This window comes from Roseateles sp. P5_E4 (assembly GCF_054049255.1).
Genome location: NZ_JBFUMS010000002.1, coordinates 927,532 through 942,061 on the forward strand (window position 1 = coordinate 927,532; position 14,530 = coordinate 942,061).

Sequence of the window (14,530 nt, forward strand, 5' to 3'; positions counted from 1 at the left end):
TTGCCCCGACAAGCGCGCAAGGTTAGGCGAAGTTTGGGTTGCCCAGTTTCTCGCCCATCCAGCGGGCTGCCAGCGCTGGCCATTGATCCTGCGTGCCGGCCAGTTCCCGCAGCGCGAAGCCGTGTTCGGCCTGCGGGAAGACATGGGCCTCGACGTCGAGCCGGTGTTGCTGGGCCGCGGCGATCAGGTTGAGTGCATGGGCGACGGGCACGACGGGGTCGTGCAGCGCATAGGCCAGGAACACCGGGCAGCGCGGCAGGCCGTGGGGCTGGCTGGCAATGCCGATGGGCCAGGCGTCGTAGAAGGCCTGTTTCTCGGGCGGCAGGAAGTCGGGCTTGGCCGCAGGAAACTTGTGGTCGCGATGGTTGGCGTTGAGGGGAGCGTAGGCGATGACGGCGCCCGCCGATTCCCGCTGGCAGGCCATGACGCCGGCCAGATGGCCGCCGGAGGAGAGGCCCACGTGCAGCAGCGGCAGCGGCGGCAGCGTGGCGAGGTGATCCAGCGCGAGCAGACCGTCCTGCAGCGCGATGTCGAAGGGCTGGCCGTCCTGACCGGGCAGGCGATGCATCAGCACATGGGCGTCCAGCCCCAGCGTGTTCAGCCATCGCGCGATCTCGACACCTTCCTTGTTGTGCATCAGCTGCAGGTAGCCGCCGCCGGCATAGACGAGGGCACGGCCGCGCGCCGGTGAGGGCGACGGATAGGCGTGCAGCTCGGCCCGCGTCGGGCGGCGGCAGATGCGGTCGGGCGATTCGCCGTCGAACACATTCGGCGCGCCGGCCGACAGAGCAATGAGGTTCATCGTTTCTCGGGCAGCGGCAGGCCGAAGTCCGGCATGCCGTCGGCCGTGAACGCCAGCGGCTGTACGCGCGTCGCGCGACCGGTGTCCTTCAGCGGGTCGCCGACGACGTCGCGGTAGTTGCGGGCATGGAAGACGTTCAGCACGCTGCCATCCGGCTCGGTGACGAAGCTGTTGTGGCCGGGGCCGTAAATGCCGTTCTCCGGGCTGCTGGTGAACACCGGGCCGGGCGACTTGCGCCAGTTCTTCGCGTCCAACAGGTCAGCGTTCTCGTCGGCCCACAGCAGGCCCAGGCAGTACTCGGCGCCGGTGCCGGCGGCCGAGTAGGTCATGAAGACGCGGCCGCCGTGGATGAGCGCAGCCGGCGCCTCGTTGACGAAGTGGCGCACCTTCTCCCAGGCGTAGTCGGGCTGGCTCAGCCGCACCTGCGGGCCTTGCAGTTCGGTCGGGCTCTTCATGCTTGAGATGAAGATGTCGGTGCTGTGGTTCTTCTTCGCCGGGTCGGTCTGGGCCCAGGCCATGTAGCGCCGGCCGCGATGCTCGAAGACGGTCGCGTCCAGCGTGAACGTCTCCCACTGCGTCCTGATCTGCCCGCGCTCGGTCCAGTCGCCCTGCATGGGGTCGGGCGACGCGTTCTCGAGTACCCACAGGCGGATCTTCCACGGCTCCTTCGCTTCACCGGCGCTGAAGTAGATGAACCAGCGGTTGTCGATGAAGTGCAGCTCGGGCGCCCAGATGTGGTGGCTCATCGGGCCCTGCTCGTGCCGGCGCCAGATCACTTTCGGCTCGGCAGTGGCGAGGCCAGCAATGCTGCGCGCGCGGCGCAGCTCCAGCCGGTCGTATTCGGGCACCGTGGCCATCAGGTAGACCCAATCGCCGCGGCGCAGGATCTGCGGGTCGGCGCGCTGGGCGACCAACGGGTTGGGCCAGGATGTGGGCTGGGCGCCGGCGGGCAGGGCCGTGGCGAGCAGTGCAGTGGTCAGCAGCTGGCGGCGGGTGAGGTTTGCAGCAGACATGGTTCAGGGCAGGCGGTAGAACTCGGCCTCGACGATGGACAGCACGCCGCGGCCGAGGCGGCTGGCGCCGGTGTCGACGATTTTCTGGTTGGCGACTTCGGTATTCGCCGTTTCGGTGCCGCCTTCGGCCTCACCGGCCAGCTCGATGCCGACCGTCTGGCCGCGCTGGGGCTTGAGCGGCAGCGTCACATAGCCCAGGCTGCGCTCGGTCAGGCCGCGCCAGACCTCAGTGCCGTCGACACTGACGCGCAGCGGGTAGCGCCGCTCGCGCCAGCCGCCGAGCTTGAGCGTGATCTCGGTCAGCGTGGCCGGCTCGGCCAGCTTGAAGCGGATGGCACCCTTGCCGGACTCGCTGGTCCACGAGGTCGACTCGTCGTCGTCAATGGCCTGGCCGGGTGTGCCGCTGTCGGCCTCGACAGATGCGACGGCAACGGCCAGGCGGCTTGCCGTAAAGGAAGGTGTGGCCGGCGTCGTTCCCCGTGTGGATTGCGGCGCCAGGCCGTCCGCAGGGAAGCGGGTGCTCAAGCCGCCGATGACGGGCACGGGCTGTGAACGCAGTTCCAGCGTGGCCGGAGCCAGGCCGGGCGCCTCGGCGCGCAGCCGGATGACGCCCGCGTCCGTCGTGCTGCGCACCAGCACGCGGTTGACGCCGCCTTCCACCGGCAACTCGCGCGCCAGCACGAAGTTGCCCGGCCCCTGCGCAATGCCGCCACGCCACTCGGCAGGACCGTCCAGCGTGAACTTCACCGTGTCCAGCGCGATGGGGTTGCGGCGGCCGGCAGCGTCCACCACTTCGACCTGCACCAGCGCCAGGTCGGCGCCATCGGCCTGCAGGCCTTGCGGGTGCGTCCGCGCCGCCAGCTTCAGCGCAGCGGGCGCGCCGGCTGTGATGCGCACGTCTTCGCAGACCTTGTTGCCGTCCTTGTCCAAGCCCACCGCACGCAGCTCTCCGGGCTCGAAGTGCACACCATCGAACCGGAAGATGAAGGGCTCGCTCGCCTCGCCTTCACTGAAAGCCCTGCCATTCAGCGTCAGCTGCACGCGTCGCGCGCTGGAGATGACGATGACCGTCTTGAGCGTGCCGGCCGTGTAGTTCCAGTGGCCGAGCAGATGGGCTCGCGGCTGCTCGATATCGACCCAGCCGTCCCAAACCACCTGGTGCGCGAAGAAGCCATCCTTGGGAATGCGCATCGCATCCACCTCGCCGCTGCGGCGATAGTTCTCGGCGCCGCGGTGGTGGGTGTTGCTGTCGCTGAAGATGATGTTGACGCCGCCCGACGACACGCGCATGCCGGTGCCCGGCCGCTCGCGCCAGAAGTCCACCCAGCGGCGCACGTCTTCCAGTGCGTGGGAATCCTGGTTGCGGTTGTAGGCCGCAGCGCTCTGGCCCTTGTGCTCGGGGCCGTCGCCGTCGCGGTGAAAAGGCGGCGAGAGCTCGTCCCAGAACTTGCGGGCGCCCTCGTCGCGCGAGTACTCCATGGCCCACATCGGCCGCCGCGCGCTCTTGTTGACGTAGAGCATTTCGCCGCCGTACTCGGCCACGTCCTGCAGCGCTTGGGACAGCATCTCGCGGCTGCCAGCGGCGCGGCCACCGTTCGGGTCGAAGCGATCGCGCAGCGCGGCCATCTCGCGCATGTGCTCGGCGCTGACGCCGCGGTTGCCCGACTCGTACATGAGGATGCTGGGGCTGTTGCGGAAGTAGACGATGGCGTCGCGCATGGCCTCCATGCGCTGCTCCCAGCGCCGGCCGGTCACGTCGGCCTCGGAGTCGCCCGCGGGCATGGCCTGCATCAGGCCTACGCGGTCCAGCGATTCGACGTCCTGCTTCCACGGCGCGGTGTGCATCCAGCGCACGAAGTTGGCATTGCTGGCCAGCATCTGGCCGTTGCTGTAGTCGCTGAGCCAGGGTGGTACCGACAGGCCGATGGCCGGCCACTCGTTGCTCGTGCGCTGGGCATAGCCCTTGAGCTGGATGACGCGGCCGTTGAGCTTGACCATGCCGCGGGCAAACTCGGTCTGGCGGAAGCCCGTGCGCGTGACGACCTTGTCGACCGGCTTGCCGTCCACACTCAGCGTGGTCTCCACGTCGTAGAGGGCGCCATGGCCCCAGCTCCAGAACTGCAGGCCGGCCACCGGCGCCTTGGCGCCGACGGTGGTGGTGGTGCCGGCAGGAATGGTTTGAGTGGGCGCCTTGAACGTCGCGATGACGCGGCCGCCCGGCTCGCGCAGCGTCACCTCATAGCTAAAGCGACGCGGCCGGGCGTGCTCGTTGCGTACCTGGGCTTCAGCAGTGATGGTGGCGCGGGCCGCCTTCTGGTCGAAATCCTTGGCATAGATGTAGACGCCGGTCGTGCCGAGGTTGGAGAGCAGTGGCAGCGTCTGGTAGAGCCTGTCGGTGAGGTGCAGCCGCAGGTTCTTGGGCAGGCCACCGTAGTTGGCGTTGAAGTTGCGGTCAGCCCACTGATAGCGCTGGTTGGTCGCCTGCTCGCGGTAGTCCCAGCGGTTGTCGGTGCGCACGGCGATGAGGTTGTCGCCGGGTTTCACGGCCTGACTCAGGTCGAAGCCGAAGGCGGTGACGCCGTTCTCATGCAGGCCGATGCGCTGGCCGTTGACCCAGACCTCGGCGGCCTGGCGGGCGCCTTCGAACTCGATGAAGACCTTGCGGGTGGCGACGTCGGCGGGCAGCGTGAAGCGCTTGCGGTACCAGGCGATGCCGGTGCTGTGGTCGACGATGTCCTTGGCGAAGGCGTCGTCTTCATTCCAGGCGCGGGGCAGGGTGACGGGCTTCCAGCTGGCGTCGTCGAATGTCGTGCTTTCGGCGCCCGGCGCGTCGCCGACATGCAAGCGCCAGCCGGGGTTGAAGTTGTAGGTTTCGCGGGCGGCTTGGGCCGACAGTGCCGCCGCTGCCAAGGCGAGAGCGGCCAGCCATCGCTTCATTTCGCCTGCGCCTTGTAATGCTCGGCCAGGACCTCAAACGCTAGCTTGCGCTGCCCGGTCTCGGAGATCAGGCCCTTGCGGTTCCAGCCGTTCTGGTAGACCGGGTGCTCGCGGCGCGGCGAGCGGAAGTCCTTCAACACCCAAGGTGACAGGCCACGCAGCGTGGGCACCTTGGCGGCCATCGCCAGCGTGGCGCGGTAGTAGTCGGCCTGGTAGTCCTCGGAGAACTTCGGTCTCAAGGCTGGGTCGCGGAAGCCCGCGAAGGCGTCGGCGCCGAACTCGGAGAACAGCAGCGGCTTGGTCGCAGGCACATCCCAGCGCAGCTTGCGCACTGCGTCCAGCGTGTCGTCGCCATACCAACCGGCATAGGTGTTGACGGCGATGACGTCGAGTTGCGACAGCAGCGGGTCGGCGATATGGATGGTGTCACCTTTGCGCTCGACGAGCAGGGCCGCGCTGACAAGGCGGCTGGCGTCCAGAGCGCGCACGGTCTCGGCCAGGGCGGTGTGGAAGCGCGTGCGGTTCTCGGCCACCGGCGTCTCGTTGCCAATGCTCCACAGGATCAACGCCGCGCGGTTGCGGTCGCGGTAGATGGTCTCGGCCTGCATGCGGCGGGCCTTGTCCAGCACGGCGGGCGTGTCCCAGTCGATGCTCCAGTAGACGGGGATCTCGCTCCAGACCAGCAGGCCGATCTCGTCGGCCACGCGCAGCATGGTCTCGTTGTGGGGGTAGTGGGACAGGCGCACGTAGTTGCCGTGCAGGCCATTCTTCACCTCGCCGAGCAGGCGGCGCGCGGCGGCTTCGTCAATGCGGCGAGCCGGGTTGGGGCCGATCTCCTCCTCGTGGATGGAGATGCCGCGCAGCGTGATGGGCTGGCCGTTCAAAAGGATGTCGCTGCCGCGCACGGCGATGGTCCGAAAGCCCATGCGGTCGCGCACGTGGTCACCGCCGGCCTCGAACTCGACGTCGTAAAGCGTCGGCGACTCGGGCGACCAGCGCTTGAGCCCCGCCGGCGCGGCAGTGTCGAAGCGGGCTTCGCCGTTCGCGTCTGTGCGGGCCCGCAGCGTGAGGTTCAACGCGCCTATGCGCAGGCTCACGGCCTGGTTGGCCGGCTGCGGGCCGTTGAGCTGCAGGCTGCCGACGATGCGGCCGGCCTCGGTCAGGCGCAGCGTGGCGTCGTCGATGAAGGTGGCTGGCGTCTGGAACAGCTTGACCGGCCGCGTGATGCCGCCATACAGATCCCAGTCGGTGATCTCGGCCGGAATGGTCTGGGCGTCGTGCTTGGAATCGACGCCGACGACCAGGCGGTTGCCCGTCTCGCGCAGGGCCTGAGTAACCTCGACGACAAAGGGCGTGAAGCCGCCTTCATGCTTGCCGACCTCTTGGCCGTTCAGGAAGATGGTGCTGCGGTAGTTGACGGCCTCGAAGCGCAGGAAGCTGCGCCGGCCGGCCTGGATGGGCGCATCAAAGCGGCGCTGGAACCACATCAGCCCGTCGAAATAGCGTAGCTCGGGAACCGCCGAGTTCCAGGCGCCTGGGAGCTCCATCGTCGGCGCGCGGTCGAGGTCGTATTCGAAGAAGCCCGCGCCGCCTTTGGCCTCGGCCGCGGCCACGTCAACGTCACGAAAGCGCTGCATGCGCGGCTTGGCGGGCCAGCCGTTGATGTCGGTGAAACCAGTGCGGTAGAGGTCCTTGGAATAGGTCCAGCGGCCCGACAGATCCTGGTCGGCGGCGCGGGCCGTCAGCAGCAGGGATGGGCGCAGCGAGTCGGCGGCGAGCGTCGGTAGGGCGAGGGCCCAGGCCAGGGCGAGGGTGATCCAGGTGCGCATGACGACCCGCCTTCAATTGAAGTGGAAGAGGGGCTGCAGCGGCCACTGGCGCGGCTTGTTGTCGGGCTCGACCTCCATCAGGTCGGCCATGTAGTCCCACCAGCGGCGCATGACGGGCTGCTGGGGCAGGGCGTCGAAGGCGGTGCCTGGCTTGCGCTTGAGCACGGCAAAGAGGGACAGCGTGGCTTCGTCGAGAAAGATCCAGTAGTCGTGGATGCCGGCTTCGCGCAGGGCCGCGGCCAGGTCGGGCCAGAGCTCGTCGTGGCGGCGCTTGTACTCCGGCACGACGCCGGGCTTGAGCTGCATCTTGAAGGCCAGGGTCTCGTCGCTCATCGCTTGTCTCCTTCTTATTGAACGTCCTGCTCCGCCATCGGCAGGGCCGACACGTCGCGGCGGCGCAGGGCGGGATCATGTCTCCAGCAGGCGCTGCCCAAGCCGGTGAGTTCGATACCCGCGCCGACGGCGATGGGCTCGCCCAGCGACATGCGGCTGTCCGCAAAGCGCCAGTCCACGGCGTCCAGCACATGGCCGCCGCGTTGCGCCTCGATGTCCAGCCCCGTGAAGTGGAAGCCCCGCAGCGGCGTCTCGGCATAGGCGTCGACCTCGAAGGCGACTGCCGCGCCGCGCGCCTTGAGGCGCTCGATGCGCACACCGTTCACCTGCACACGGCCCTGCTCGGCGGGCACCGGCGTGGCCAGGTTGAGCCAGTGCGCGGGTGCGCCGGCACGCTCGGCGGCGGGGATGCGGGCGCAGCTGAAGGCGGGGTTCCAGTTCATCGTCACGCGCAGCGCGGTGGGTACCTCGTGCAGAACGAGATCGCTGATCGTCGCGCCCTCGATGAAGCCGCCGCGGCTGGGTGCGGACTTGAACAGCAGGCCCACGGGCACCGGCGCGTGGACCTCGATGCGCCCCGCCGTGATGCGCCGAAAACCGCCCGAGGTCTCGCTGCCGAAGGTCAAGCCCGCGGCGCCCTCGCGGATGATGCAGTCGCTGATGCTGATGTCTTCGCAGGGCCGCGCGACGCGCAGGCCGTCGGCGTCGCGGCCGGCCTTCAGCACCAGGGCGTCATCGTTGACGGCGATGTCGGCGCGGCGGATGGTGACGCGGCGGGAGGAGTCGATGTCGATGCCGTCGGTGGACGGGCCGCGTGCGTCGCCGTCGTTGTTGCGGATGGTGATGGCGTCGACGCTGACATCCTCCGAATAGCAGAGGTGCAGCGTCCAGAAGCCCGAACGGCGCAGCAGCAGGCCGTCGCCAATGTGGATGCGGGCCGCCTCGAAGACCTGGATCAGGCGAGGGCGCTGTGCGTCGTAGTCCGACGCCCAGCGCAGGCCGCGCGGCTCGTAGAGCGCGCGTAAGGCCCAGTAGCTGTCCCAGAAGACCTGGCCATCGCCGTCGATGCAGCCTTCGCCGACAAGGCCGACGTCATGCTCGCCGTAGATGTTGACCAACGCCGCCGGCCAGCGCATCTCGATGCCTGAAACGCGAGTGGCCAGCAGTGGGTAGTCGGCCAGGTTGCGCGAGCCCAGCAGCGTGGCGCCGCGATCCAGCCGCAGCGTCATGCCGCTTTTCAGGAAGAGCGAACCCGTCAGGTAGGTGCCGGGCGGGATTCGCAGCGTCGTGCGCTGCAGCGCCGCGGCATCAATGGCGGCCTGCAGCGCCCGCGTGTCGAGCGTGAGGCCGTCACCGCGCGCGCCAAAGGCCTTGGCATCCACCTCAGACGATGCCGCTGCCCGAAGCGCCCGCCTTGGGCGGGCGCTTGACCGCAGCCTTCTCGCGGTAGCCGCTTGCGCGGTAAGCCGCGACCGGGTCGATCGCGCCGCCGGCACGCAGGCGGGCCATGGCGAGGATGGGGCTGACGTCGGTGCGGAAGGCCTTCTTCAGCGCCTGTGCGGACTGCAGCGCATCGTTGGCTTCCTGGAAGCCGGCCAGCGCCTTGCGGTCCACCAGCGCGGCCTGCACGAAGGCGCGCTGCACTTCCACCGCGCTGCTCATCAGGCTCTCGATGGGGTCGGTCACGTTGTGCGACTGGTCCAGCATGTAGGCGGGCTTGAAGGCGCTGCCGTCGCGCGATGCCGCATCGGCCAGTTCGTTGAAGACAAGGAAGAGCTGGAAGGGGTCGATGGAGCCCGAGTCCAGGTCGTCGTCGCCGTACTTGCTGTCGTTGAAGTGGAAGCCGCCGAGCTTGCCGAACTGGGCCAGGCGCGCCACGATCATTTCGATGTTGGTGTTGGGCGCGTGGTGGCCCAGATCCACCAGGCACTTGGCCTTGTCGCCCAGCGTTTGCGCGGCCGCGAAGCTGGTGCCCCAGTCGGCGATGACGGTGCAGTAGAACGCTGGCTCGAACAGCTTGTGCTCGATGTACATCAGCCAGTCGTCCGGCAGCGCGGCGTAGATGCCCTTGGCGCTGTCCAGGTAGCGCTCCAGCGAACCGCGCAGGTTGTGCTGGCCGGGGAAGTTGGCGCCGTCGCCGACCCACACCGTCAGGCCCTTGGAGCCCAGTGTCTTGCCCAGCTCGATGCAGTCGATGTTGTGCGCCACGGCCTGCTCGCGGGCGGCCTGGCTTTGCGCGGTCAGGCTGCCGTACTTGTAGCTTTGGGCCTGGCCGGGCTGGTCCTGGAAGGTGTTGGAGTTCACCGCGTCAAAGCTCAGGCCCAAGCTGTCGGCCTGCTGGCGCAGGGCCTTGGGGTCGCTCGGCCTGTCCCAGGGGAAGTGCAGCGACACGGTGGGCGTGGCGCGCGTCAGCTGGTGGATGACGGCGCAGTCCTCCAGCTTCTCGGTCACGTCACGCGGCTCGCCCTTGCCGGGGAAGCGCGCGAAGCGCGTGCCACCGGTGCCCACGCCCCAGCTGGGCAGGGCGACAGCGAAGGTCTGGGCCGTGGCCGTCAGCGCCTCGATGTCCACGCCGCGGCGGGACAGCATGCCGCCCAGCGCGTCGTAGTCGGCCTGCAGCGTGGTGCGCTGGCTGGCGTTGTGCTGCTCGACCTGGGCCGTGTCGATGATGTTGGTTGTCATGGTTGTCTCCTGGCCGCCGTGTCAACGAGTAAATGCGGCGGCGTTGCCCGCGTCAACGTTGAGGACGTTACCCGTGCTCTTGCCCGACTTGTCGCTTGCCATGAAGTACACCGCCTCGGCGATGTCCTCGGGCAGCACGCTGAGCTTGAGCATGCTGCGCTGGCGGTAGAACTCTTCGATGTTGTCGGTCTCGATCTTGTTGGACGCGGCGCGCTCTTCCTTCCACTTGCCGTCCCAGATGCGCGAGCCGCGGATGACGGCGTCGGGGTTGACGACGTTGACGCGCACGCCGATGGGCGCGCCTTCCAGCGCCACGCAGCGGGCCAGGTGGATCTCGGCCGCCTTGGCCGTGCAATAGGCCGAGGCGCCGGCGGACGCGACGAGGCCGTTCTTGCTGGCCACGAACACCATGCTGCCGCCGATCTTCTGCTGCTTCATCAGGCGGAAGGCACCGCGGCTGACCAGGAAGTAGCCGGTGACGAGGATGTTCTGGTTGCGGTTCCAGATCTCCAGCGTGGTGTCTTCCAGCGGCGCGGCAGAGGCGATGCCGGCGTTGGAAACGAGGATGTCCAGGCCGCCAAAGCGCAGCGCCGTGGCTGACAGCAGCGCTTCCACTTCGGCCTCGGACGTGATGTCACCGCGCACGGCGGCCACGTTGTCCTTGCCGCCAGCCTTCAGCAGGTTCTGGCGGGCTTCTTCCAGCGCCTCGGCGTCGATGTCGGTCAGCATCACGCAGGCGCCTTCCTGCAGCAGCTGGCGTGCCACCGCCTGGCCGATGCCGCCGGCGCCGCCGGTCACCAGGGCCACGCGGCCGGCCAGGCTCTTGGGCTTGGGCATGCGCTGCAGCTTGGCTTCTTCAAGCAGCCAGTACTCGATATCAAAGGCTTCCTGCTCGGGCAGGCCGACGTATTTGTCGACGCCGTTCGCACCGCGCATCACGTTGATGGCGTTGACGTAGAACTCGCCGGCGATGCGGGCCGTGGCCTTGTCCTTGGCGAAGGACAGCATGCCCACGCCGGGGATCAGGTAGATGATGGGGTTGGCATCGCGCACGGCCGGGCTGTTGGCGCGCTTGCAGCGCTCGTAATAGGCCACGTAGTCGGCGCGGTAGTCTTCCAGCGCCTTGTCCAGGCCGGCCAGCAGCGCGTCGACGTCGGGCCTGGCCGGGTCGAAGTCCAGCACCAGCGGGCGGATCTTGGTGCGCAGGAAGTGGTCGGGGCAGGACGTGCCCAGAGCGGCCAGGGCGGCCAGGTCCTTGCTGCCGACGAACTCCAGCACCGCGGCGCTGTCGTTGAAGTCGCCCAGCTTGCGTTCGCTGGCGCTGATGCGGCCGCGCAGCGCGGGCATCAGCTTGGCGGCGAGGGCTGCGCGCTCTTCGGCGGGCAGGGTGATGGTCTTGACGCCGCCGAACACCGGCTGCTTGATGTTCTCGGCCAGCCACTGCTCGGCCAGGCGGATCATCTCCAGCGTGATCTCGTAGCAGCTCTTGGCCGTGTCGCCCCAGGTGAACAGGCCGTGGCCTTCCAGGATGATGCCCTTCAGGTTCGGCTGCGACGTGGCCAGGGCTTCGAGTTTGAGGCCCAGGTCGTAGCCGGGGCGCTGCCAGGGCAGCCAGCCCAGCTGGCCGCCGAAGATCACTTCGGTCAGGCGGCGGCTATCGGCACAGGCGGCGATGGCGATGATGGCGTCAGGGTGCATGTGGTCGACATGCGCCTTCGGGATATAGGCGTGCAAAGGCGTATCGATACTCGCCGCTCGCGGATTCAGATTGAAGGTGCAGTGCGGCAGGTAATCCACCATCTCGTCTTCATGTTCCAGGCCGCGATAACGTTGCTTAAGCGCCTGCAGCTTGTCCATATAGAGCGTGGAGAAACCATCCAGCTTGATGGACCCCAAATCGCCGCCCGAGCCCTTGACCCACAGCACCTCGACATCCGCGCCGGTCAGGTGGTCGCGCATCAGAACCTTGGCCGAGGTATTGCCGCCGCCGAAATTCGTCACGCGCAAATCGGAGCCCAGCAGATTGGAGCGGTAGAGCAGCAGTTCGGGTTCGCTCAGCCTGGCTGCCACGGCATCGTCCCACTTGGAGATGATGGGAGCCGTATCTGAGAATTTGGCGGGAGTTTGGGAATTTGCAGTCATCAGCTTGCCTGTATTCAGTCCGTCATTCATCTCCGTGAGCGCAGCCTGCGACCCGGAGCCCGCCATTCGCGGGATTAGCGGAGCGCAGTGTGGGCCGAAACAGCGCGCCACGGTCGGCGCCGGCGCAGTAAATCAAAAGGATGAGCGAATGCATCGGCCGCGGCACCTCCGCTCACGAAACGCTCATGGCCGTGAGCGTTTGCTGATTGACCTTGTCACGCAGCTGACGTAATCTGCACTTGGAACAGCGTTTCACCCAGGCTTTGATTGCTTCTGAGCGTGAGTGGATTGGGCTGTTGCAGCCGGCGCCTACGCTCACCGGCTGCGATCAAGGAACCGGCCTCAGCCGGGCCGCCAAGCCAAGCGACGCCTGCCCTCCAGAGGCTGGGCGCCATAAATACGAGACAACGGTCGCCACCGATTCTCCAGGCGCCCGATAAAGGTGATCCCCATGATCAATCACAAGCGTCACAAGCGTCTGCTCAAACTGCTGGACGAACGCGAGCACGCCAGCGTTCAGCAATTGATGGACTGGTTGTCGGCCTCAGCCGCGACGGTGCGGCGGGATATTTCCTGGCTGGCCGCAAAAAACCAGCTGACGCGTACGCGGGGCGGGGCGCAGAGGCTGGAGCAAAAGAAAAAGTCATACACGCTGTCTAGCGAGACTTTTCAAAACAATGCCCAGCAACATACCGCCGCCAAGCGCGCCATCGCGCGTTATGCCACCTCGATGTGCAATGACGGAGAAACCATCATCATCAATGGCGGTACCACCACCTTCATGATGGCGGAGTTTCTCGTCGAGAAGCGGCTGAAGATTCTCACCAACTCCTTCCTGATGGCCGAGCGCCTGCTCGTCACCAGCGACAACGAGATCATCCTGCCCGGCGGCAAGGTTTACCGCGAGCAGAACGTCATCCTCAGCCCGTTCGAGAACGACGTGGCCCAGCACCACTACGCGGCCAAGATGTTCATGGGCGTCTACGGGCTGTCCATCCTGGGCCTGATGGAGGCCGACCCGCTGCTGATCCAGGCGGAGAAGCGCCTCATCAGCCAGGCGGAGGAGCTGATCGTGCTGGTGGACAGCTCCAAGTTCCAGCGCAAGGCGGGCCTGGTGCTGTGCGGCTTGAACCGCGTGTCCACCGTCATTACCGACACCGGCGCGTCCGACAGTGCCGTGCAACTGCTGGAGCACTACGGCGTGCGCGTCATCACCGTGGAGCCTGAAGCCGTGGACCCTCGCGTGGTGGAGGCTTCGGCGCTGAGCTCGCATGACTATGCGGCCGTGCTGGAGTCGGGCTCCTACCACCGGCATGCGGGGCTGGTGTCTTGAGCCCTGCGGCCGGCGATCTCGTTTCAGGCACCGTCGTCCTCGACATCGGCAAGACCAACGCCAAGCTGACCCTCATCGACGCGGCTGGCAAGACGCTGGCCGAAGCGCGCACGCCCAATACCGTGCGGCGAGACGAGCCCTATCCGCACCACGACACCGAGAGGCTGTGGGGCTGGCTGCTGGGTCAACTGCGCGAGTTGTCGACGCTGGCCCAGATCCGAGCCATCGTGCCGGTCACGCATGGGGCGACAGCGGCGTTGATCGACGATGCGGGCCTGGTGCTGCCGGTGCCTGACTATGAGCATGTGCCGGGCGACGCCGTCGATGCCGCTCGCTATGACACGCTGCGGCCGCCGTTCGACGAGAGCGGTTCGCCGCGGCTGCCGGCCGGCCTCAACCTCGGCCGCCAACTGGACTGGCTGCAGGCGAGATTCCCCGCGGAGTTCGCTCGCACCCGGCATGTGCTGATGTACCCGCAGTACTGGGCCTGGCGGCTGTGCGGGGTGGCTGCGAGCGAGGTCACTTCCTTGGGTTGCCATACCGACCTGTGGCGTCCCCGGGTGGGCCGCTGGTCCAGCCTGGTCGAGCGCCTGGGCTGGGAGAAGCTGTTCCCGCCGCGCCGCGATGCCTGGTCGCGCTTGGGCAAGCTGCGGCCCGAGCTGGCCGCGGACATCGGCCTGCCCGGCGACTGCGAGATCGTCTGCGGCATCCACGACAGCAATGCCTCGCTGCTGCGCCATCTGCTGACCCTGCAGCAGAGCGGCCCCTGCACGGTGCTGTCCACCGGCACCTGGGTCATCGCGGCGGCCCTGGGCTCGGCAACCAGGCCTCTCGTCGAGGCCCAGGACATGCTGGCCAACTGCGATGTCTTTGGCGACGCAGTGCCCTGTATCCGTTTCATGGGTGGGCGCGAATTCGGTGCCATTGCCGGTGCGCAACCGGCCAGCTTCGGTCTGGACGAACTGCAGCGACTCATTGCACAGCGCACCCTGGCCTTGCCCTGCTTTGCCGAAACCGGCGGGCCGTTCGCGGGCCAGCCCGGCCGTGTCACCGGCCCAGCACCCCAGACGCCCGCCGAACAGGCCGCGCTGGCCACGCTCTACGTCGTGCTGATGGCCGACCATTGCCTGGCCGCCCTGGGCACCACCGGCCGTGTCGTCGTCGAAGGCGCATTCACGGCCAACCGCTGGTTCGGCCCGCTGCTGGCCGGCCTGGCCGAAGGCCGCGACGTGACCGTGTCGGACGACAGCAGTGGCACGACCTGCGGCGCCTGGCTGCTGGACGCCTGGGGCAGCGCGCCCGAGGCGGCAGCCGCGTCGGTGGCCGCATTGAACCTGCCGGGATGGCGGGCCTACCGCGACGCCTGGCGCACAAGCACCGGCGCGCACTGATCTGCAAGCCACGAAGAAGAAGGGCCGGCCTCCCGCGAGGCCGGCCCTTTGACTTGGGGTCGCGGTGG

General features: G+C 67.7%; 10 protein-coding genes. 2 read left to right on the forward strand and 8 right to left on the reverse strand.

The window, feature by feature from the left end; translation table 11 throughout:
- Nucleotides 1-22: 22 nt before the first annotated feature.
- From ACXJLH_RS06915 to ACXJLH_RS06950, 8 genes are read right to left on the reverse strand one after another with little or no spacing between them, the layout of a single operon-like run.
- Entirely contained in the window at nucleotides 23-802 is a 780-nt protein-coding gene (locus ACXJLH_RS06915; RefSeq protein WP_457443106.1) for an alpha/beta hydrolase, read from the reverse strand.
- Nucleotides 799-1,815 carry a glycoside hydrolase family 43 protein gene (locus ACXJLH_RS06920; RefSeq protein WP_457443108.1) on the reverse strand — a complete coding sequence of 339 codons (1,017 nt, stop codon included), beginning with the start codon at nucleotides 1,813-1,815 and terminating at the stop codon, nucleotides 799-801. Before ACXJLH_RS06920 ends, ACXJLH_RS06915 begins: the two co-directional genes overlap by 4 nt.
- Nucleotides 1,816-1,818: 3 nt before the next feature.
- Nucleotides 1,819-4,752, reverse strand: coding sequence for a glycoside hydrolase family 2 protein (locus ACXJLH_RS06925; RefSeq protein ID WP_457443109.1), 2,934 nt, complete (start codon nucleotides 4,750-4,752; stop codon nucleotides 1,819-1,821).
- Nucleotides 4,749-6,581: a glycoside hydrolase family 2 protein gene (locus tag ACXJLH_RS06930; RefSeq protein WP_457443111.1), complete on the reverse strand. Its 1,833-nt coding sequence runs from the start codon at nucleotides 6,579-6,581 to the stop codon at nucleotides 4,749-4,751. Before ACXJLH_RS06930 ends, ACXJLH_RS06925 begins: the two co-directional genes overlap by 4 nt.
- 12 nt (nucleotides 6,582-6,593) lie before the next feature.
- On the reverse strand, nucleotides 6,594-6,914 hold the full coding sequence (locus tag ACXJLH_RS06935; RefSeq protein WP_457323298.1) for an L-rhamnose mutarotase: 321 nt from the start codon (nucleotides 6,912-6,914) through the stop codon (nucleotides 6,594-6,596).
- 14 nt (nucleotides 6,915-6,928) lie between these two features.
- Nucleotides 6,929-8,296 carry a glycoside hydrolase family 28 protein gene (locus tag ACXJLH_RS06940; RefSeq protein WP_457443113.1) on the reverse strand — a complete coding sequence of 456 codons (1,368 nt, stop codon included), beginning with the start codon at nucleotides 8,294-8,296 and terminating at the stop codon, nucleotides 6,929-6,931.
- Nucleotide 8,297: 1 nt separating this feature from the next.
- Entirely contained in the window at nucleotides 8,298-9,596 is a 1,299-nt protein-coding gene (gene rhaI / locus ACXJLH_RS06945) for an L-rhamnose catabolism isomerase (RefSeq protein WP_457443115.1), read from the reverse strand.
- A 21-nt stretch (nucleotides 9,597-9,617) separates the two neighbouring features.
- Nucleotides 9,618-11,738: a bifunctional rhamnulose-1-phosphate aldolase/short-chain dehydrogenase gene (locus tag ACXJLH_RS06950; protein ID WP_457443117.1), complete on the reverse strand. Its 2,121-nt coding sequence runs from the start codon at nucleotides 11,736-11,738 to the stop codon at nucleotides 9,618-9,620.
- Nucleotides 11,739-12,189: 451 nt separating this feature from the next.
- Here ACXJLH_RS06950 and ACXJLH_RS06955 point away from each other — a divergent pair, with 451 nt between their 5' ends.
- On the forward strand, nucleotides 12,190-13,071 hold the full coding sequence (locus tag ACXJLH_RS06955) for a DeoR/GlpR family DNA-binding transcription regulator (RefSeq protein WP_457389055.1): 882 nt from the start codon (nucleotides 12,190-12,192) through the stop codon (nucleotides 13,069-13,071).
- On the forward strand, nucleotides 13,068-14,462 hold the full coding sequence (locus ACXJLH_RS06960; RefSeq protein WP_457443119.1) for an FGGY-family carbohydrate kinase: 1,395 nt from the start codon (nucleotides 13,068-13,070) through the stop codon (nucleotides 14,460-14,462). The genes ACXJLH_RS06955 and ACXJLH_RS06960 overlap by 4 nt, the downstream gene beginning before the upstream one ends.
- Nucleotides 14,463-14,530 lie beyond the last annotated feature (68 nt).